Source organism: uncultured Oribacterium sp. (assembly GCF_902481605.1).
GTDB lineage: Bacteria > Bacillota > Clostridia > Lachnospirales > Lachnospiraceae > Oribacterium > Oribacterium sinus.
In genome coordinates this window covers 24,112-44,590 of the sequence record NZ_CABSXI010000015.1, presented here as the reverse complement: position 1 = coordinate 44,590, position 20,479 = coordinate 24,112, and the positions used below count along the sequence as shown (strand labels likewise).

The window sequence follows — 20,479 nt, the reverse complement described above, 5'->3', positions numbered from 1 at the left end:
GCTCTATTTTAGCATAAAGTATAGAAAGAAAACACAGTATTTTCCCTTAAGCCTTCCAAATTCTGTCCGGCATAACAAATTGCTGTTCTCCCTGAGCCATGGGAGCTACCTCTCCCTGGGGGAACACCAAAACCAGCTTTCCTTCCCCATTGATATAGAAGCTTTGATCCTTCTTTACCTCAGTAAAGCCCTGATCATCCTCTCCGTCTTGGATAAAGTAGGGATAGTCTCCCTTCTGATTATGCGCCTTCATCTGGGAAACCACTTCCTCGGACAAAATCTTTTGGTAATCCGTTCCTTCCGGAAACAAATCGGAAAGTTGTAAAAGCTTTCCGCTATGCTTATCCATAGTGTAATAATGGTTCTGGGTAAAGCTGTCTCCCTCCTGTTGCAAAGCGCTCAGAGCCAAGACATAATAATTATCGGAATCCAAAATCACTTGAGAGGAAACGGACAGATTCTTATATTCACTGCTTTGAATTTCCTGCTTAAAAGCGGCAATCAGTTCGTCGGTTTTCTTCTCTATATCAAAATTGATAGCCTGTGCGGAATTTGCCTTTTCCGATTCCTTGGCGGCAATACTTCCGGCTTCCTTCCCTTGAGAAGCATTCGCCTTGTTTCCCGTCTCTCCGCTATTCCTAATCTCGCTTTCTTCGCTTCCCTGTTCCAGCTTCGGCACTACCACTTCCGCCTTATGATTTCCGTCCTCGAAGGAATATTTCCGGAAGGTAATCAGTTGAAAATAAGAACCGATTCCCGGTATGCTTTGCAAAGCATAAGCAGTTTCCTTCGATAGATTAGGCAGTAAGAAAAGCAGACAAAAGCAAGCCGCAATTGCAGAAGAAAAATACCGAATAGGAAATTTTTTTATTTTTTTCCTTGTTCTCTCATTTTCCGCTTCTTCTATAAAGCGATCATCGATTTGAGAAAAGGCTTCTACAAAATCCCAGTCTTTCATGCGATTCCCTCGTCTTTTAAATACTTTGCCAAAGCTTGTCTGGTACGGTGCAGGCTGACTTTCACCTTACTTTCCGTGACTTGAAAGGCTTTTGCTATTTCCTGTATCTCATCATGATAAAAATATCTTCTTACAAAGAAAACTCTCGTTTCCTTCTTTTGTTTTTCCAAAAAATGATTCAAGGCATCCACCAAAGCCTGTTGATTCACATGCTCTTCCACATTATCCGAGGAAAAATGCAGATCCTCTCCAAGCTCCTCCACGCTTTCCGTAAAGCCCTCGGAAAAACGTTTTTTAGCCTTTAACATCTTCAATTTATTAATAGAAGTATTCTTTACAATCTTTCCCAGATAGGCTCTGAGAAATTGAGGGCGTTCCGGAGGAATGGCCTGCCAGGCCTTCAGCCAGGTATCATTGAGACACTCCTCCACATCCTCTCTTTGGGACAGTACCTGAGAAGCAATCTTTCCGCAATAAGCTTTAAAATTCTCCTGCAGGGCTGTCAAGCCCTCTTCCTTTCTTTGCCATAATAAGTCTATAATTTCTTGCTCTTCCATAGTTCTCCTTTAGCTTTTTATGGGATTTAGAAAGGATAAGGCAAAATTTTGATTTCTTTGTGAATTTTCTATTAGGCCTTCTTTACAGAAAGGATGGTTCCGGTAAAGGAATCCACCTCGGATAATTCTCCGGTGTACTTCACAACAACCTCATCACCCGCTTTTACCTCACTAAGACCTTCCGGAGCCTTATCAAAGTTCAGGGCATACTCCTTGCCGTCATCGGCTTTAATGGAGAACATAAAGTCCTTTACCTCCAAAATGCTTCCCTTGATTTCTTTGGCATCCTTGGCATCCTCTGCCCCCGCCTTTGCACTTTCCTGTGCTGCGGAAGACTCTGTCTTAGCGCCCTCAGACTGCTTTGTCTCTTTTCCTCCACAAGCCATCAGTCCAATACTCATCATTAAAGCTAATACAACAATTCCGGTCTTTTTCATAGTAATTCCTCCATCTTTATCAATGTTTCGGAAGCGAATTCTTCCGACATTTGGAAAGACAGAGGAAATCCTAAAAAGGTTACAAATTATTTTTATTTATTTTTATGACAGCTTTTTCTCCGCCGATTCGGCCGCTACTTTGCAGGGTTTTTCCACGAACCAGGGTTTCACAAAGACTGATATTATTTACGGTTCGATCAAAAAGACTCAAGGTCTCTTCCACCACCGTTTTCTTTTCCGAAGCAAGCTCTCTGTGAATCAGATCCGCCGCATCCTTCTCCAGAGGACTAAGCAATAAATCATCCCTTCTGGTTCCGGATTTTAAAATGTCTATAGCCGGGAAAATTCTTCTTTCCTGAAGCTCACGATTCAAGACAAGCTCCATATTTCCGGTACCCTTAAATTCCTCATAGATAACATCATCCATACGGGAACCGGTATCCACCAGGGCGGTAGCCAAGATGGTCAGGCTTCCTCCCTCCCGGATATTTCTGGCAGCACCGAAGAAACGCTTGGGCATATGGAGTGCCGCGGAATCCATACCGCCGGACAAGACCTTTCCGGAGGATGGCACAATCAGGTTGTAGGCTCTGGCCAGTCTTGTAATACTGTCTAAAAGGATACAAACGTCCTGCCCCTGCTCAACCAGTCGTTTTCCCCGTTCAATGGTCATCTCCGCCACTCTTTTATGGTGCTCCGGCAGCTCATCAAAGGTGGAATAAATCACCTGCACCTTATCCCCCACAACCTCTTCCATCATATCCGTTACTTCCTCGGGACGCTCATCAATCAGAAGAATCATCAAGGTCATATCCGGCTGATTTTTCAGAATAGACTGGGCAATCTGCTTTAAAAGCGTGGTTTTTCCCGCCTTGGGAGGAGAAACAATCATTCCTCTCTGTCCTTTTCCGATAGGCGCCAAAAGATCCAGCACTCTTAAAGAGGTAGGCACTCTCTTCCCTTCTCTTTCCATATGGATTCTTTCATCCGGGAAAATGGGTGTAAGCTTATCAAAATCCGGTCTTCTGAAAATGGCAGAAACCGGCAGGTCGTTGACCGTTTCAATATACAGAAGGGCATTGTATCTTTCCTGGGGATTCCTGGACTTGGCATAGCCGTAAATCATATCTCCGGTTTTCAAATGAAAACGTCGAATCATCAGGGAATTCACATAGACATCCTGCTCTCCCGGCATAAAATTTTCGGAACGAATAAAACCGTAGCCGTCAGCCATAACCTCCAGGATTCCATGTGCTTCCTTGGCATCCGTGTCCCTGGGGCCTTCTCTACGAACTTCTTCTCTAGGCACATTGTCCTGAGAAGCATTTTCCAAAGACTCTTCTCCAACCTCAGGGTTTTGGGCGCTTTCTTCATAAGACTCATGAGAAACAGCTTCTTTTACTTTGCTTGCTTCCGTTTTCACTGCTACAGTTTTCTTTGTTTCAGCCTTACCTCTTTTCGCTACAGTCTTCTCTTTTTTTTCTGCATTATTTTCTTCGTTCACTGTAGCATTTTTTTCTTCATTCACTGTAGTCTTTTTTTCTTTCACTGTCGCCTTTTCTTCTGTAGCAGACTCAGCCTCTACAGAAGCTTTTTTTCTGCCTCGTGTTTTTTTCTCAGCACTCTGCTCTTCCCCTTCGATAAGCACCGGTGAGGATGCATCTTTCTTTTTTGTTGAGGCTTTACGCGGTTTTGTACCGGCTTTGCTCTCCTCCGTAGCAGTCAGCAACAGTTCTTCTTGAATCTCCGTGGATTTTTTTCTTGGCATAAATACTCCTTCGATGGAAAATGAAAAATACTATAGAATTACTTTATTAAAATGAATTAGCCGGGAAGTTTGATTCAGGGGAAGCCCTGATAAGAAAAGAGGGACGGAAATCCGAAAAGATTTCCTCCCTGTGTTTAGGATGGACCTGATGGGAGTCGAACCCATGTCCGAAAACGAATTCCCTCTCCTTCTACTATCATAGTACGCTTCAAGATTCCCCACTAGGATAAGATGCGCACGTCTTGTCCTAACCGGTATCCTCTAAATACGCCCGGTCGCGGGAGGAACCGCAACAGTCGTTTCTCACAAAAATGAGGTCAGAATCTTCCCGTGTGAGTGCAGAAAGGCTGGCCAGCAGCGCTTAGGCTGCTAATGCGTAACTATCGTTAGCGTTTAAATTTAAGTTTGAAGTTTAACGCGACTTCTTTCGGATAGCTTCTAAAGCTGCATCATCCCCGTCGAAACCGGTACAAGCCCTAAAACAGTCTTATTGTACGAGGAAAATAGCTATTTGTAAAGGATAAGCTTTATTTCTTATCAACTGACAAAATCTTTACTCTATATTGATTTCTTTAGCTTTCTTTATCAACTGACAAAATCTTTACCCTATTCTTGATTCTCCATCATTTTGAAAGAAAAGAAAATGGTTTGAAGAAAGATTTTAGCAGATATTTTTCTATTTACTCATAGAAAAAAGCAATATCTCCTGTATATTAGACAAATCTACAATTTCTCCTTCTGTTTTTCCTCTTCCGTGCTACAATAAGATTGTTAAATAAATAACCATTCCTTTTCAGAACACTTTTACCCAAAAGCAGTTCAAAAGGCTATGGACTAAGTTGTACAAAGAGTCTAGAAAAGAAATTGCAGGGAGATGCCAAGGAGGTTCAAAATGAAAAAGCTTAGAGAAATGAGAAATCCGCTAAAATATGTTCAGGGTAGAGACGCTTTGCTTTCCTTCTGTAAGGAAACAGAGTATATGGGAAAGAATTACCTCTTTGTCTGCTCCCACAGCGCCTATGAAGCCTGCCATGATAAATTAGAAAAAAGCTTCGAAGGAACGGATAAAGTTCGTCATTATGAAATCTTTGGAGGCATTTCCAGTGAATCGGAAATTGCCAGAATGCGGAAAATCGTAGAGGAACAGGGAATTGATACCGTAGTTGGTGTAGGTGGCGGTTCCGCCGTGGATACGGCGAAGGCAACAGCCTTTTACGAGAAGAAGCATATCGTCATTATCCCTACCGTTGTAGCCACCGATGCGCCCTGTACCGGTCTTTCCGTGATTTACCACGATGACGGCTCCTTCAAGGAGTACCTCTTCTATCCCACCAATCCGGACTGTGTTCTGGTAGACAGCACCGTAATCGCCAACGCACCGGTTCGCTTCTTGATTGCCGGTATGGGAGATGCGCTGGGAACCTATTTCGAAGGTAGAGCTTCTCTTCGTACCGAGTCTCCCAGTTTGGAAAATGCAGGAATTCCCGGAGCAGGAATGGTGCTTGCCAAGTATTGCTACGATAACCTGAAGAAATACGGAGAAGCCGCTCTTCTGGCCTGTGAAAATCATGTAGTCACCAAGGCCTTGGAAAACATCATTGAAGCCTGTGTTTACCTCTCCGGCGTAGGAGCTGACAATGTAAATGTTGCCGCTGCCCATTCCTTCTACAACGGTCTTACTTCTTTAGGCGGTCACAGCGCTCCCCACGGAAATTGTGTAGCCTTCGGTACTCTGGTACAGCTTTGTCTGGAGGGTGTAAAGAAGGAGGAATTTGAGGAGGTTCAAGATTTCTGCGTTGCCGTAGGACTTCCCATTACCTTGGCAGAGCTGGGTGATTTTTCCGATGCAGACCTCCACACCATCGCCAAAAATGCCTGTGTTCCCGGAGAAACCATCCATAATCTGGCAGGAGATGTAACGGAAACAGAGCTTTATGATGCCATGATTGCGGCAGATGCCTTGGGAAAAAAGAAAAAGGGTGGCTGTTAAACGCCTTAGAACAATATTAGTTTCTTTGAATTTTATCCCGTAAAAATCGGGTTCCCGTAAGCACATTGATTATCCCTCACATTGGGATAATCAATGTGCTTATTTTTTATCTCCACAAAGGAAATTTATCCAAGCAGGAAAAGCAGAAAACTCTCTATTTGGATAAGAAAAATCCTTTTCTATCCCCTTGAATCTCCATATTAAATATTGTAAATTGATAGGGAAAATTAAAAAATAAAATCAGGAGCTTTTATGAAACTTACAAAAATCGTATGCCCTAATTGTAACGGCACATTGGATATTCCGGAAGGAATGAAGGAAGGCTTTGTGAGCTGTAAATTTTGTAATACCAAGATTTACCTGGAGCCTCACAAACCGGATATCACACAAAACATCCATATTGACAAAGTAAACTATAATACGCCCTATACAGCTCCCCCAAAAAAGGAATCCCCAAAATATCTGTTAGGGATTCTTCTTGCAGTTCTATTTTTACCAAGTATTATTATCTTCCTTTCCCTGAGTCGACTTTTCTATAAAAGCTCCGACTCCTCCACCTCCATTGTAGCAAGTCCAAGCTACTGCACTACGCCGGAGGACAGCACTGTAATCAGCTTTGTGGAACAGGCCTTCAATAAGCCCGTCTCGGAACTGACTCCTGAGGACTATGCCTCCATTCAATATTTGGATATCCAAAAAAAATCGGGAAAAAGTGACAATACCGCTGAACAATGGGTATTTTCTTATGCTGACAGCGTAGATGAAGCAGGAAATGCTTTAGAAAAAAAGACCATTTCCCTCCCCTCTACAGACTCCATCGACGAATCCAGCCTTCAGGCTTTTACGGGCTTAGTCAGCCTTAATTTAGGTGAAAATATAAGCTTCAGCTATGATAATACGAACTATAAGCAGGATTTGAAAAATCTGAATAATTTGAAATATTATGCCGAACATGCTATCTATGCCGGTGATTTAAGTAGGATTCTTCCTCATCCTGAGGAGATTTTAGGACTTTCAGGTGTTAATTTTTCCAATGTTTTAAGTTTATATTTTTCTCAAGAGAACTCTGAGATAAATATAGAAAAAATCATGAGTGAATTCACTTCCCTGGAATCCCTTGACGTTCGTGTAGATGAAGACTATGAAGGTGGTCTTCTTTTCCTAAGAAACCTTCCCGGTTTAAAACGCTTGACCCTGGATATTATCGGAAATGATGCCGTTGTTTTAGATCTCTCTCCCCTTTCCTCTCTTAGTAACTGTACCGATCTTTCCATTACCGGACCTTATCAAGAGCCTTTGGACAATGTCAGCGTTTTATCCGGTATGCCTCAGCTTGAAAATCTCAAGCTGAAAAACATAACAAGCTTAAAGGATTTAAATTTTGTAAAAAACATGCCCAAGCTAAAGAGCTTGAGTTTAGATACTTTACCTATCCTTTCCTTAGATGGTCTGGCCAATCATCTTTCCTTAAACAGCTTATATCTGGATTGCCATGATGTGGAAAATGTAAATGCTTTGTCTACATTAAGTTCTTTACAAAAACTATACATTGACTATCATAACTATGATATTCCGGATTTACACGGCTTAACAGCATTGGAAGAAGCGAATCTCTTGGTTTGGGACTTGGATAAAATCGCCCACATGCCCTCTTTAAAGAAGCTGACGATTCGAAACTATATGTCCGATTACAGTGCCGACATTTTACGAGGAATGAATTCCCTGACCGACTTAAGCTTTGTAGGACGCGGAATCACCGGGCTGGTAGATACGGACTTGGGAAATGCATTGCGGGAGCTTCCCGCTTTGGAACGTCTTACCATGCTGGGAACCCCTATGGATCGCTATAAGGATTACACGAAAGCCCTTTCCAATATCGGGGTAAGAGAAATGTACTTTTATCCTGAGGATGACAGTAATGTAGCGGATGGTCCGGTTCTCAGTCTTTCCTTAAGTCGAATGGAAGACGACAACAGTACGGAAATTCTAGCCCTGGAAAAGGCGGAGATTCACAATGTAGATGATGACAGCAGGAACTTTGATCAAAATGCCAAAGCTTATCTGTCTCATTTTAAGGCAGTAAAAAAACTGATGATTCCCGGAAACAAACTGCAAAGTCTGGATTGTCTGGAAGGACTAAATACTATCGAAGAGCTGGATATCTCCGACAATTACATTTCCGATATCAGTATGCTAAGAAATCTCCCTAACTTAAAGAAGGTAAAGCTGTCCGGAAATTCCATTGCCAATATGGAGATCCTACCGGATACGGTAGAGGTGGTGGATAACTTGGAATGAGATAATGCTTCTAAACTGATACATTTGGACTATGAAGGCATTTGGATTTTAAAGACATCTGGATATGAATAAGTCAATATAAAAAAGGAGAAATATGAACTTTTTGCAATATTTTTTGGAAGGCATGGAATACATAATGCAGGATTCTATCTTGTTTTATTTTCAAGTATTTTTACTATCTAGTGCGATTATATGGCTTGTTCGTCGTCTAACAATTCTACGAACAGGGGGCAGTTTTTCTGCCCCCTACCATATCGTGGGAGATACCCTTTATATTCATGCGGGCTTAAGCTGTATCGGAAAACGTGCCATTCCCTTTTCCGAGATGCGTGCCGTCCATGTGGATCCTATCCATAGCCCTCATGGAGGAAGATATTATGCTATTCAAATTCTGAGAAAGTCCGGACTGCATAAGTTTTTCACCATTACAAATAACGAAAAGGGCAAGATGTATCTGGAAGAATTAAAGGAGGCTTTACGAAAGCATGGCGTGGGGGTGAAATATCTTTCCAAAGAGTATTGAAGGAAGGACTGTAAGAATCGAAAAATTCGCTCTGATGCAGTATGGGGCTGTAATGGAGACACGCTCCCGCTAACCTCGCCTTCGCAGCGGTACTAACCTCAAGCTTCGCTTTGCTCGCTTTCAGTAAGTACCGGCGGGCTCAGATTGTCCCCATTACAGCCCCATACTGCATCACTCGCTTCATCGTATCAGTTCTTACAGTCCTTCTCTTCGACGTGCTTTTCCGAAGAAACGGCGGTCTCTTCTGGTTGCCCCCATTGTAGCCTCCTACTGCATCATTCGCTTATCTTGTCAGATCTCACAACCTTTTTCTTAGTTGTACTTTTGTAAGTACATTTTATTCCTTAATCTTTGTCTATATTTCTTAATGTCCTCAAATGGATTTGTACGGATTAACTATTCTTAAACAGTTCCTCACAAGATAAGTCTAATTCATCATTCCAAATGATTCCATACCCTCCCACGTCAACTTCCACATCAGAGAATAACTTAGGGTTTTCTTGTAGCGCCTTAAAAGCAGCCCATTTTGAAAATAAGGGTTTTACATCATATTTTTTCGTAATCCCTTCTACAAATTGAACACTTAGGCAAAAATTTGGAAGTGCACTTACTGCTTTAACTTTATGCATCATTTAAGCAGCTCCTTCTGATACTCCCGCACATACTCTACAAAATACTCCACTCCAAGCTTTAAGACGTTTTCATCTATTGCAAAATAGGGGCTGTGCTGGGGATAACGAAGTTCTTCCTCAGGGAAGCCGGCGCCAAGGAAAAGAAGGCATTTCGGTGCCTTAAACTTGGCAAAGTCCTCTCCTCCCATCTGGGGCTCCCAATCCAGCACATTTTCTTCCCCAAAGACCTTCGTCGCCGCTCTTCTTCCCGTATCCACACAGGCTGTATCGTTAATCATGGGAGGCGGCCCAAGGTGGTAGTTAACGGTTATTTCCGTTCTTGTAGCCTCTGCCACACCCTTTGACACACGATTTAGAATCTCCGGATACTGCTTACGAATCTCCGGGTTAAAGGTTCTGGCCGTTCCCTTTAAATGAGCCTCTCCGGGAATAACGTTATAGGCGTTACCGGAGCTGAAGGATGTGACGCTGAGTACTGCCGGCTCCAGGGGACTGATTTCTCTGGACACGATGCGTTGCAAAGACATTACCAGTTCAGAACCGGCAACAATGGGATCTACAGTCTGATGAGGCAGAGCGCCATGTCCTCCCTTTCCCTTTACGAAAATGTCAAAGGTATCCGTAGCCGTCATCACCGCACCGTAACGAAGAGAGGCCGTCCCTGCAGGCAGCTTACTCCAAATATGCAAAGCAATCATCCGATCGCAGGATAATGCTTCCGGATCCTCCTTCATATAACCGGCTCCGCTATCCTCAATGCACTCCTCCGCCGGCTGGAACAAAAGCTTTACGGTGACCGTGAGCTCCTCTTCCATTTGCTTTAAAAGCTTCGCCGTTCCCAGCAGGATGGTAATGTGAGTGTCATGACCGCAGGCATGCATCAAGCCCTCCGTCTTGGATTTACAAGGGCAGTTCGAAAGCTCCGTAACCGGAAGGGCATCAATATCCGCCCGGATTCCGATGACCTTTCCTGTAGACTTCTTTCCCTGAATGGTGGCAATGACACCGGTTTTACAGGATTTTTTATAAGGGATTTCCAGCTTATTCAGATATTCCATGATTTTTTCCTGAGTATGATATTCCTGCCAGGAAAGCTCCGGATGTTCGTGAAAATACCGGCGAAGCTTCACCAGCTCTTCTTGAAAATCCTCCGGTATATACGCTTGAATGTCCTCTCTATTTTTTACTTTCTTATGATTATCCATTGTTTCGCCTCCGTCCTTACCCTTAGATTGGCTATATTTTCCTACTATTCTTTCTTGACATTTCCCCATTCTATTCGCTTTGAAAAGCCATGACAATACGATTTTTTCCATGAATCTATACAAAACTCATATCCTTCAATATAATTATTTATTTTTTAGCAATAATATACAAATTTTAAGAGCTTTTCTCTCTACGATTTTCTGTCCTTTAGTCTCATTTCTCCATAAAATAGCATTGTAAAATAACAATATTATGATATCATTAATTTATTTAAATAATAAATTTTGCTTATTTTAGGAGGTATTTACAAATGAGGACAATTCCCCAATTCATTATGAAGTGGGTCCAGGGACGGGTTTTAGCTGTTGTGACATTTTTACTTGCACTTACCCTGTCTCTTGGATTTATGCCATCCAACCTGCAGAGGGTATATGCCCAGGAAGAGAATATCTATCTGGATGGTCAAAACGGTAACGACGAGAACGATGGAACTACACAGGAAACTGCCGTAAAATCCTTCGAAAAAGCAAAGCAAATGGCAACGGAAAATCCTTATATCGAGGTCATTTACGTTGTAGACACTGTGCCTGTTATCGGAGAAGTAAGTCTGGACAATACCAATGCCATTCTTATGAGAAATCCGGGATTTTCAGGATATCTATTAAGCATTCCAACCGGAAAAGAAGCTACTCTTCGAAATATCACCATTGACGGTGGCGGAGAAAATGACGGAAAAACCAGAGAATCTCTCATTAAAGTCTCCGGCAATCTAAATATTGAAGAGGATGCCATCTTAGAAAACAATTTTGTAACCGTTACCAAAGGAATCGACGCTAACGGAGGTGCCATCTACGCGATCTCCGATACCCAAAAGGTTGTCATTAATATGACCGGCGGAATTATTCGGAACAACAGCGCTTTCTTTGGCGGCGGAGTATTTTTATTAGATAATACTACTTTCAATATGTCCGGGGGAGAAATCAGAGAAAACAAGGCCATTTCCCCAAATACTTTTAACGGCAATCCCTTTGTAAGTGGAGGCGGAATCTGCGCATACCGCAGTTCTACCATTAACCTAAGCGGCGATGCTTTGATTGCTGATAACTACTGTCATGAGTATGGAGGCGGTATTGCACTGGGCTCTATCATTGACGTTACCGAAGGGAATACCTTAAACATGACCGGCGGAACCATCAGCGGAAACAAAGCAGGAGCAAGCGGTGGCGGTATCTTTATCCAGTGCGGACTGTCTACCGGAAATTCCGTTGCCAACATTTCCGAAGGAAAGATTATTAACAATGCCATGACCGGTGAAGGCTATGGAAACAAGCACTTTGGCGGCGGCGGTATCTACGTAAACGGTAAGGCGGAAATCCTTCGCGGTAAGCAGGGTGTTTTAAACCTGACCAATGCTTTGATTACCGATAATACTGCAGAGACTGAAGGTGGCGGATATGCTTCCTGCCCCACTTCCAATACAGGAATCAATGTAAAGAACGGTGTTGCTATCTTCGGAAACCATTCTGAAAAGGCACAGGATATTTATATCGAGGCGGGTTACCGTTACGGTTATGTAAGTAGCGGTTCTCCCAAGTATGCTATCTCCTCCTTTATGCTGGGTGGAACTCCCTATAACTGGAAAAATGATGAAAATGAAGAGCTTCCCATCAACAAGTTAGAGGGTGAATTAAGCTCCGCTACAGGCGAAATCTTAGGATTACACACTGATGTTACTGAGGACGCTGAGGCGGAAGGCTTGGCCAAGGTCATCATTTCCGGAAATACCTCTGCTACCCGTGGCGGCGGAATCGGCTCCAACGGAACCGTAAACACCGGAGAAAAGAAGGTCATTTCCATCAAGGTCAATAAGACCTGGAAATATGACAATCCGGAAACCCGTCCTACCAGCATTATCGTAGAACTTTATCGCGTAAATAAAGAAGACCCGGCAAATCCCATTTACATCGGCCAAGAGACCATGACCGAAGCCGATGATTGGAGCATTAGCTTTAAGAACCTTCCAAAGATTGATGAAAATGACGAGCTTTACCAGTACACCATCAAGGAAAAAGGCGCTGAGGGATATTCTGTGAAAATGAGCGGAAATCAAACCAGCGGATTTAAGCTTGTAAACGTTCCCGGAATCATTCTTACCGTAGAAAAGAAGTGGAACGGCGAAAGTGCAAATCAGGTAGAGATTAAGCTTTTGGCAGATGGCGCTACCAAGGAGAAGGTAACTCTTACCGAAACCGATCAGTGGAAGCACAGCTTTGAGAATCTTCCCAAGTTTGATGCCAATGACGGACACGAGATTGTTTACACCGTAGAAGAGGTGGCATTAAGCGGATATACCTCTGCAATCAGCGGAGATGCGGCTAACGGATATATTGTTACCAATACAAAGACCATTACTCCTCCAAGCCCCACTCCTGAAACACCGCCAACACCGTCACCAAGACCGAACAGACCTTCTACCCCTACACCATCCACTCCTACACCTTCTAATCCCACACCATCCACACCTCCTACCCCGACGGTAGCCGGTGAGTCCAGACCTACACCTACTCCGGACTCCAGTGAAGTAACGGAAAATGAAGTAAACCCTGAGCTTGTTCCTCAGGTTCTGGGAGAATCCAGACCGGTAGCAGACAATAAGCGTGATACCCCAACCGGAGACAGCTCTCAGCTTCTCCTCTGGGCAGGCTTCTTCGGACTTTCCGTTTTAGGACTTGCTTACTATGGATTGAAAAGAACAGTGAAGAGATAAGATTTCAAAAAAAGATGTCGTAGATTTTCTACGGCATCTTTTTTATATAAAAAGAGCTGCAAGCTTTATATAGATACGCTCTGATGTAGTATAGGCTGTAATCGGGGCACGCTCCTGCTAACCTCGCCAACGCATCGGGTACTAAGCTTCAAGCATCACTTTGCTCGCTTTCAGCAAGTACCGGCGGGCTCAGATTGCCCCTCTTACAGCCTATACTACATCAATCGCTTTTAACTAAATAATTTAATTTATACAGCTCTTTTTATTCTAATAATTGATTTGAAAATTCTACAATATCTTATTTTGAAATTGCCTCTATGGAGGCTTTTAGTCCCTTGACGATATCCTGAAGGGACAAGGAGGGTTTATCTTTTTTCTCCTCTGTCTGTTCGGGGATATAGGGAACATGGATAAATCCTGCCTTAATGGGTAAGGCATTTATCTGAATATAATACAGTACCGAATACATCAAATGGTTACAGACATAGGTTCCTGCCGAGTTGGATAATGCCGCGGGAATCCCTTCTTTTTTGATGGCTTCCACCATGGCTTTTACCGGCAGAGTTGAAAAATAGGCATTTTCCCCATCGAGATAAATGGGCCTGTCCACCGGCTGATTGCCTTCGTTGTCCGGAATTCTGGCGTCATCTATGTTAATGGCAATTCTTTCCGGAGTAATCTCCGCCCTTCCTCCTGCTTGTCCTATGGAAAGGACAAAATCCGGCTTTTCTTTTTCTATGGTCTCTAGCACAAGTAGAGCAGACTTTCCAAAAACTGTTGGTACTTCTAACTTTAGAACTTCAAGATTTCCTATTTTGTCCGGCAAAAGCTTCATCGCCTCCAGCGCCGGGTTAATGCACTCCCCGTCAAAGGGAGTAAAGGCTGTCAGTAAAATTTTCATGGATTAGCCTCCGATTCTATTTCTTTTAAGAGCGTTACATAAGCATGAAATGCGTTGTTTACGAGATTTTCGAGGGAAGTTTAAGAGCTCTCTATCAAATATCTTTCAAGCAAGAAATCCCCAGCTCCTCTCCCTCTTTTTGAATTGTTTCAAAGGGAATGTTCCCCTCATCAAAGTATAGTTGATGTCCTGTTTCCGATAGTTGGGTAACAAGGATGGCGAGTTTGGGAAGGTAGGGACGTTTTGTTTCGCCCGTATGCTCTAAGCAATTTACAGAATCCCTATCTCTTAGTACCGGTGCAAAAAAGGCTTCCAGGCTCTCATGCTTTGCATAGCGTAAAGTCCCCTGCCATTCATTAGGCTGATTGGTCAGGTCCTCTCCCACGCCGGGAAGTTCAGAACGATTCACCTCACAGGGTAAAGGCCCATTTCCATGGCGGGTGACATAAGGTCGAGTTACATAGATGGCTTCCTCTAGGGATAAACCTCGTTTTTCTAAAAAGATAGCCGGATTATGGATGCCGGTTTTTGAAGAAGTCAAATGGGGAGCGTAAGCTTCATAGTCCTGATCCAAAAGCAAGCCCTGTCCTGTCTCAAAAATCAAATGCTGAAACTTCTCCAGCCATTTTCTATCCGCATCCACTAAGGTCAGGAGCTTCACATTCTCCTTCACTTCCTCTACAAAGTTTTCCAGAACCCTCTCATTGTTTAGCATCTCATAGTAGGGATTCATAAGATTCGATTGCCTCATGGCTTTCGAGGAAGCTGGTGCTTGAATTCCCACGATTTCCGCTCTTCTTTCCGTATACTCTTTTCGAATATGCTTTAAACGGTCTAATAATTCCTGATTACTCCATGTAGCAAGCTCTTCCACGGTAATTCCGTATCCGGCGGCATTTCGCTGCACACATTCCTCTATGCCCATACCGCAGGAGCCGTGGCGATTCTTGCCTCTGGCAAGTTCTGCACCCATATTTAAAAGTACGTCATCTATGGCTGTTATCCTAGCATTTTTTTCAGAATAAAGGATGGGCTGAAAGCCGAAGAGCTCCGTAAATTCTTTAACTTCCTTCCCCAGCTGAAACAAGTCCGGCATAAAGCTGTCGGCAAATAAAGTAGGCACATGGTACTCCGCTCCGGCGCCAATCTGATGATGGATAAAACGCCATTTTCCTTCCGGATCTTCTACCGTGTGCCCTGCCTGTCCGCCGCCATTATGTTTAATAATCAACGCATTCTTAAGGGATGAAGCAAGACAGCCGCAAGTAGAGCCCTTTCCTTCATCCCCAAAATTCTTGCCGATAACCGCAATTGTTCTCATAAATTAATATTGTTATCCTTTTGCTAATGACTTCTATTTCTTACAAGTATGAGTTCATTCCCTGCCATTAACTGCTATTTTCTCATAGCTAAATATTCAGCGCTGTGCCTATGACAGTGATTATGCTTATAGGAAAATATCTTCATCCCTTTGCAAGGATAGCTGTGCTAATGCCGCGCTAATCAGAGGACGATTGATTTCATCCCAACGACCAAGAACTTCCCCTAAAGCAGCTCCCTTTTGCAGCTGAATGGCACTGATAATGATTTCCGGAAGGCAGGAAATATCCTGTCTTTCCAGTACGATACAATGCCCCGGAAGCAGCTTCTCATTTTCCTGGCTGTGTCCACCAATCATGATATGGAAAACATGGAAGGATTGCTTTACTTCATTCAATAAATCCTCTTTTGTGACAGTCCTTTCGATTTCATCTCCTATAACCCGGGCAATCGTTGCCCCCACCGAATCACTACGAATCTCTGCCATATCTCCGATGGTGAAAAGGAAGCCCTTTTGCTGTCTTTTCTTCACCGCATCAATATTGGTATGGCGGGATAAGAATTCCCAAAGGCAGGTGGGTACCACCTGACCATTTCCATGATTTTCAAAGTAAATATCTAATAGCTGCTCGGCAATACGAATATCCGACTCAAACTGGGTGACCTGCAAGGGGGATGCATCCTGAAAATCCCCGTAAGCCGCACACATCAGGGCAGGATCTGCCACGGCGCCGGTGGAATAAAGCTTGGTAATCAGCTCATTTAAGGCTCCCGTTGCCAGCTCTACCGCAAGATAGCCCATGGAGCCGGTCACATCCAAGCCCACAACTATAGGGGTTGTATTGGGATGCTCCTCCGAGTCAAAACACTCTCTGGTGCCGATGAATTTCGGATTCATCTTGGGATTACATTCTCTTCTTGTAAATACTTCCTCAACCCTCTGCCCATTGGAGAGCTTTCTACTACTTTTCAATTTCTGCCAATCTGATGCTGAATAACTGCCGTAACCCATATTTTCCTCCTATTTCATCTTAACAAAACGATGACCGCCAAAGCCCTCTTCAATCACCTTATCCCATGCGCCGAAGTCCTGAAAGGCATCCCCTTCCGGCTCTGCCAATATAAATTCCTCCAAAAGAGCCGGACTATGGATATTTTCCGCCACGGATTTTGCGGTCTTTCGCAAATCCAGTAAATCCTGATTGCTACGCTTCCTTTCCACATTTCTCCAATCCCCAAAGAGCATCCCCTCATGGGTAAGCGAATTCACGAAAAGACTGGACGCGGTGATATCCCCGTGCTGAAGCTCCGAATATTCCAAGGCGCAACAGATATTTTCCATCCGTGAAATTACCCAGGCTAAATGCTCGGAAGCAAATGGGGCAAAGACCTCCGCAGGATAAAAGTAGGGCTTTCTGGTGAATATCAGACAGACCTTTCCGGCATCTAAAGCAATCTTAGACTTTAGCATAGGAAAGCACCTTGATAACTTTACATCCGCCTCCGGAAAGCTAAGACGACTTAAGCCAAGCATAAAAGCATTTGCCCCATCCTCACGGTCAAAGACATAGACCACCGACTCCCGGCACAAGTAACAAAGCATCTCCGGATAAGAATAACGATCCATATAGGAGAGGGTTAAATTCTTGCCATTTGCCATAGGATAGGTGGCAGTTCCCAGCTCTTCCCACAGGGCATCGCCGCTATAGTCATTTTCCTTCTCGCTTGCTTTCGCCTTGTAATAGGCCAAAAGCTTCTTCCGAAACTCATGATTCCCTTTGAATTCCGCATCGGACATAAAGGCTCTCGCCCCGCAATAGGGGCACTGAAACCCGCCGGCACTGCCAAGCTCCAACTGGGCGCCACATTGCTTACAACGATAGGTAATCATAGACCTCCTTTGATGAGAAAATTCGTTAAGAACTTTCAAAAAACAGCAAAGTTTAATTACAGAGAAAGTATAGCATAGATGGAGGGGGAGGTCTATTTGAAGAAATAAAAATAGCCTCTTAGCAGAGTGCATTTAAACTCTTGCCTAGAAGCTATGTTGTCCAAGATAAAAAGCACGCATGAAAGAAAATTATTATACCACCAGCAATCTATACGGATTTCCGGCCAATTCCTCTTTTAAGATATCCAGGACGGATTCTCTTGATTCCAGATAAAGGTCTGTTTCTTCATCCATCAAGGCTGCATAAACAGTGGTTTTCATCAAAAATTCAACTGCCTCATCCCTTGAATACCCCTTATCTTTCATAATATATTCCACAAGAAATACGGCTATATTTAGCATAGCTTTTTTCTGATCTGCACTTGTAATCATTATTCAATCACCTGCCTTTTCACTTTATCAAAGCTTAGTGTATTTACAGCTTCCTGCGTTCTAAAAAAGCAAGCCTCCCTGCATCTCAATATAGTCTTGCAAATCATCGATAATCCCTTGATTCCCGGTAGAATTATAAGCTTCATAGCAAACATCAATGTAGCTTAATACTTCATATTTCTTTAACAAATCTGATAGTTCGGAATAGGTTTTCTTCCATGCCTTCGCCAAAATCGGTATTAAGACTAATTGCATATGAAATACTTCTTTTTCTCTTATACTCATAGCAGAATACCTCCTTCGCTAACATAATAAATTACAATGTATGTGTACAAATATATTACTGCCTATGCACTATTGTCGCAATATAAAAACCTTATCGAATCTAAATTCAAATGGTATCTATAATGAAATCAATTCTGCAATGAATAGACCTTCTATAACCTTTTTTCTAAATCTTATACTTCGTTCCTCTTCCACTACCTACAATCGTAACGTAATGATTCTCCGCCATTCTCTTTAACAGTGCCGCTATCTTTGATTTCCCAAATGGGACTTCTTCCATAATTTCACTAATGGATTTCGGATAGTTTTTCCTTAATACAGCATATACAACAGCCTCATCTGCATTAAGATTTATATTGCTGATGGCTGGCAAGGTGACTTTAATGGAGTTCTCAAAGACTTCAAAAACCGGCTTCTTTTGGCTTTCTTTATAAGCTTCTTTAATTCTAATAATTCCGGTACCAAGAATTTCCACAATATGCAAACGATAAAATACATTACCCAAAATAGGATTTCTGAGCATAGAGATATTTCCCTTTAAGTACTCTTCCTCTGAAAGTCCTGCCGGTAATCCTCCCGGGGAGCTGACTTCAATTCTATCTTCAAACATCAGCACACGAATCTGCGCGTTGACATCCCAGGTTCTGTGAATCAAGGCATTGGCAATGGTTTCTCTGAATGCTTCCTCAGGAATCTTCTCTACTTTTACCCTATCCATTCCCCGGATTTCTTCATACTGATAATAATCACGATAGATCTCAACTGCTTTCTCCAGTTCAGAAAGGATAGACTCCTTTTCCAACACTGCACGCTTCAAAATAATGCTTAAATCTTCCCCGAATCTGGCCACATCAATTCCGGGAAAATGATTCTGATCCGCAAGGAGCTCTGCCGCATGGTTATAGCCTTCTCCATCTTGATATAAATTCAAGGTCTTCAAAATGTCTTTATTTAAAGATTTTATTCCTATCTCCTGTTTAGCTCTCCGCTCCAACTCCGAAAAGGAAAGCTCTTGTGTATCCGCAGGGAGCTCTTCATAGTGAATATTTCTTCCCTGCAGTATCAATCTGCTTAGTTCCAGTTCATCCACTTCAATAGTCGAGGTATCATTTCTTCGATAAGCTTTGGATTTATAGGTATAAGGCTTAGCCGGTCCCGCCTCCACTGTAAGGGTTACGGTTTTATCTTTCTCATTCACCGATAGTTCATACTGAGGCTGGGGGCGAATGGCATCATTAATTTTATTCTCTATTAGAAGGCAGGTCTCTGCCGGATCCTTTAGCCCGATTTTTTCACCTGTATCTCCTACACCAAATATAATCTGTCCACCATCATAGTTGGCAAATGCACTCACCGTTTTTAAAAATGTATTGGAAATATCTGATTTAAATTCTAGCTGTCTAGTCTCTTTCATCCCCTTTACCTCCTTGTTGTTAGGACAATAGTAATTGAAAACAGCCGTAAATTCAATCGCAAAATTTTACGGTTGAATTTACGATTGAAAAAAATCGACAAAATTGCTTTTCAATTGCATCGAATACAAGATTGACTCTGTTTTGTAAGAAGCAGTTTCCACTTTTCGATTTATAATACAAAGGAAAAAGCTAGAAGTACAAGAGGGAGACAAAAGCTAGAAATATAAAAGGGGAAAAAAATGAAAAAGAATCTTTTAAAGCATACACTGTTTATCGCAGTATTATCCACTCTGTCCATTACCGCCTGTACCGGTAAAAAGGCAAATGAAAGTAGCATAGCCAATTCCACAGAAGCAACAAAAGAAAGCAATTCCGCGAGTCTAAGTGACACAAAGAAAGAAAGCAGTAAGGCTGATTCCGAAGATACAGAAAGCAGTGCTCCGAATCCTACAGAATCCGGAGTAACAAAAGAAAAGGAACAGGCTGAAAACAATTCCGATGCCCCACTCATAGGAGCCTATAACACGAATCTCGTAAGTTTCTCTCTGAAGGATAACCCGGATGCCATGAGTGCCTTTGAAGCGGCATTACGAAATGGCTATAACTATACCCATTATGAGCCCATCGCCTTGCTGGGCACCCAAGTTGTTTCCGGCACAAACTACCTTTACCTATGTAAGAGTACTTGGACGGATTATCAGGAAAATGTCTCCTTCGTACTTTTACAGATTTATCAGGACCTTTCCGGAAAGTCCGAGGTAATGGGGAGTGCCATCCTCTTCCCCACAGAAGAATCCAGAGAGGAGGGAGAAGATTACATTGACAATACCGGCTCCTATCTCCCGGAAAATATTCCGGCAATCCAAAATGCCTTTGAAGAAGCTGTACCGGATGACGAAAATGCCTACTATATTCCGCTAGCCTATATCGGGAAGCACACGCAGGAAGGCAAGCCCGAAGAAGACGTGATATTTGCCGCCAAGGATCCTAGGGGAACAGATGCTAAAATAAGCTATGAGCTCTTTTACATTGCAAAAGATAAGGACGGAAATGCAAAACTTGTAAAAAGTGAGGATGTAGAATTTCCGGATTTTTAGGA

18 protein-coding genes and 1 other RNA gene are annotated in these 20,479 nt (G+C 42.9%); 5 read left to right on the top strand and 14 right to left on the bottom strand.

Translation table 11 applies throughout. From position 1 onward, the window contains the following. Positions 1–46: 46 nt before the first annotated feature. The 5 genes from RDQ32_RS04405 to ssrA all read right to left on the bottom strand — a co-directional run bounded on the left by RDQ32_RS04405 (position 47) and on the right by ssrA (position 4,197). The gene (locus RDQ32_RS04405) at positions 47–958 is read right to left on the bottom strand and encodes an RsiV family protein (RefSeq protein ID WP_308579257.1); all 912 of its coding nucleotides are present in this window, start codon (positions 956–958) and stop codon (positions 47–49) included. Continuing rightward, the gene (locus tag RDQ32_RS04400; RefSeq protein WP_304072232.1) at positions 955–1,515 is read right to left on the bottom strand and encodes an RNA polymerase sigma factor; all 561 of its coding nucleotides are present in this window, start codon (positions 1,513–1,515) and stop codon (positions 955–957) included. Before RDQ32_RS04400 ends, RDQ32_RS04405 begins: the two co-directional genes overlap by 4 nt. Before the next feature lie 71 nt (positions 1,516–1,586). Then, positions 1,587–1,952 (bottom strand): DUF1344 domain-containing protein, encoded by a 366-nt coding sequence (locus tag RDQ32_RS04395; RefSeq protein WP_304072234.1) that lies wholly within the window; start codon positions 1,950–1,952, stop codon positions 1,587–1,589. Between the two features lie 79 nt (positions 1,953–2,031). Continuing rightward, positions 2,032–3,720: a transcription termination factor Rho gene (gene rho / locus RDQ32_RS04390; protein ID WP_308579256.1), complete on the bottom strand. Its 1,689-nt coding sequence runs from the start codon at positions 3,718–3,720 to the stop codon at positions 2,032–2,034. A 137-nt stretch (positions 3,721–3,857) separates the two neighbouring features. Continuing rightward, positions 3,858–4,197, bottom strand: a transfer-messenger RNA (tmRNA) gene (ssrA, locus tag RDQ32_RS04385). Positions 4,198–4,612: 415 nt separating this feature from the next. Here ssrA and RDQ32_RS04380 point away from each other — a divergent pair. From RDQ32_RS04380 to RDQ32_RS04370, 3 genes are all read left to right on the top strand, one after another. Continuing rightward, complete coding sequence (locus RDQ32_RS04380) at positions 4,613–5,710, top strand: glycerol dehydrogenase (RefSeq protein ID WP_308579255.1); 1,098 nt, start codon at positions 4,613–4,615, stop codon at positions 5,708–5,710. Positions 5,711–5,962: 252 nt separating this feature from the next. Then, positions 5,963–8,008 (top strand): leucine-rich repeat domain-containing protein, encoded by a 2,046-nt coding sequence (locus RDQ32_RS04375; protein WP_308579254.1) that lies wholly within the window; start codon positions 5,963–5,965, stop codon positions 8,006–8,008. 94 nt (positions 8,009–8,102) lie between these two features. After that, positions 8,103–8,531 (top strand): hypothetical protein, encoded by a 429-nt coding sequence (locus RDQ32_RS04370; protein ID WP_308579253.1) that lies wholly within the window; start codon positions 8,103–8,105, stop codon positions 8,529–8,531. Between the two features lie 392 nt (positions 8,532–8,923). Here the strand turns inward: RDQ32_RS04370 and RDQ32_RS04365 are convergent, their stop codons facing one another. Continuing rightward, on the bottom strand, positions 8,924–9,163 hold the full coding sequence (locus RDQ32_RS04365) for a DUF2442 domain-containing protein (RefSeq protein ID WP_308579252.1): 240 nt from the start codon (positions 9,161–9,163) through the stop codon (positions 8,924–8,926). Further along, a complete protein-coding gene (locus tag RDQ32_RS04360) occupies positions 9,160–10,368 on the bottom strand; it encodes an amidohydrolase (RefSeq protein ID WP_308579251.1) in 1,209 nt (402 codons plus the stop codon). The genes RDQ32_RS04365 and RDQ32_RS04360 overlap by 4 nt, the downstream gene beginning before the upstream one ends. Before the next feature lie 311 nt (positions 10,369–10,679). Between RDQ32_RS04360 and RDQ32_RS04355 the strand changes: the two genes are divergently transcribed. Then, complete coding sequence (locus tag RDQ32_RS04355) at positions 10,680–13,136, top strand: Cna B-type domain-containing protein (protein WP_308579250.1); 2,457 nt, start codon at positions 10,680–10,682, stop codon at positions 13,134–13,136. Between the two features lie 298 nt (positions 13,137–13,434). Here the strand turns inward: RDQ32_RS04355 and pcp are convergent, their stop codons facing one another. The 7 genes from pcp to RDQ32_RS04320 all read right to left on the bottom strand — a co-directional run bounded on the left by pcp (position 13,435) and on the right by RDQ32_RS04320 (position 19,379). Next, positions 13,435–14,037 carry a pyroglutamyl-peptidase I gene (gene pcp / locus RDQ32_RS04350; RefSeq protein WP_308579249.1) on the bottom strand — a complete coding sequence of 201 codons (603 nt, stop codon included), beginning with the start codon at positions 14,035–14,037 and terminating at the stop codon, positions 13,435–13,437. A 94-nt stretch (positions 14,038–14,131) separates the two neighbouring features. After that, positions 14,132–15,358 (bottom strand): adenylosuccinate synthetase, encoded by a 1,227-nt coding sequence (locus RDQ32_RS04345; protein WP_308579248.1) that lies wholly within the window; start codon positions 15,356–15,358, stop codon positions 14,132–14,134. A 126-nt stretch (positions 15,359–15,484) separates the two neighbouring features. After that, positions 15,485–16,369, bottom strand: coding sequence for a hypothetical protein (locus tag RDQ32_RS04340; protein ID WP_308579247.1), 885 nt, complete (start codon positions 16,367–16,369; stop codon positions 15,485–15,487). 9 nt (positions 16,370–16,378) lie between these two features. After that, a complete protein-coding gene (locus RDQ32_RS04335; protein WP_308579246.1) occupies positions 16,379–17,248 on the bottom strand; it encodes a hypothetical protein in 870 nt (289 codons plus the stop codon). Positions 17,249–17,440: 192 nt separating this feature from the next. Beyond that, positions 17,441–17,680 (bottom strand): hypothetical protein, encoded by a 240-nt coding sequence (locus tag RDQ32_RS04330; protein WP_308579245.1) that lies wholly within the window; start codon positions 17,678–17,680, stop codon positions 17,441–17,443. Between the two features lie 60 nt (positions 17,681–17,740). Beyond that, on the bottom strand, positions 17,741–17,965 hold the full coding sequence (locus RDQ32_RS04325; RefSeq protein WP_308579244.1) for a DUF3791 domain-containing protein: 225 nt from the start codon (positions 17,963–17,965) through the stop codon (positions 17,741–17,743). A 166-nt stretch (positions 17,966–18,131) separates the two neighbouring features. Next, positions 18,132–19,379 carry an RNA-binding domain-containing protein gene (locus RDQ32_RS04320; RefSeq protein WP_308579243.1) on the bottom strand — a complete coding sequence of 416 codons (1,248 nt, stop codon included), beginning with the start codon at positions 19,377–19,379 and terminating at the stop codon, positions 18,132–18,134. A 240-nt stretch (positions 19,380–19,619) separates the two neighbouring features. Here RDQ32_RS04320 and RDQ32_RS04315 point away from each other — a divergent pair, with 240 nt between their 5' ends. Continuing rightward, a complete protein-coding gene (locus RDQ32_RS04315) occupies positions 19,620–20,477 on the top strand; it encodes a hypothetical protein (RefSeq protein WP_308579242.1) in 858 nt (285 codons plus the stop codon). Positions 20,478–20,479 lie beyond the last annotated feature (2 nt).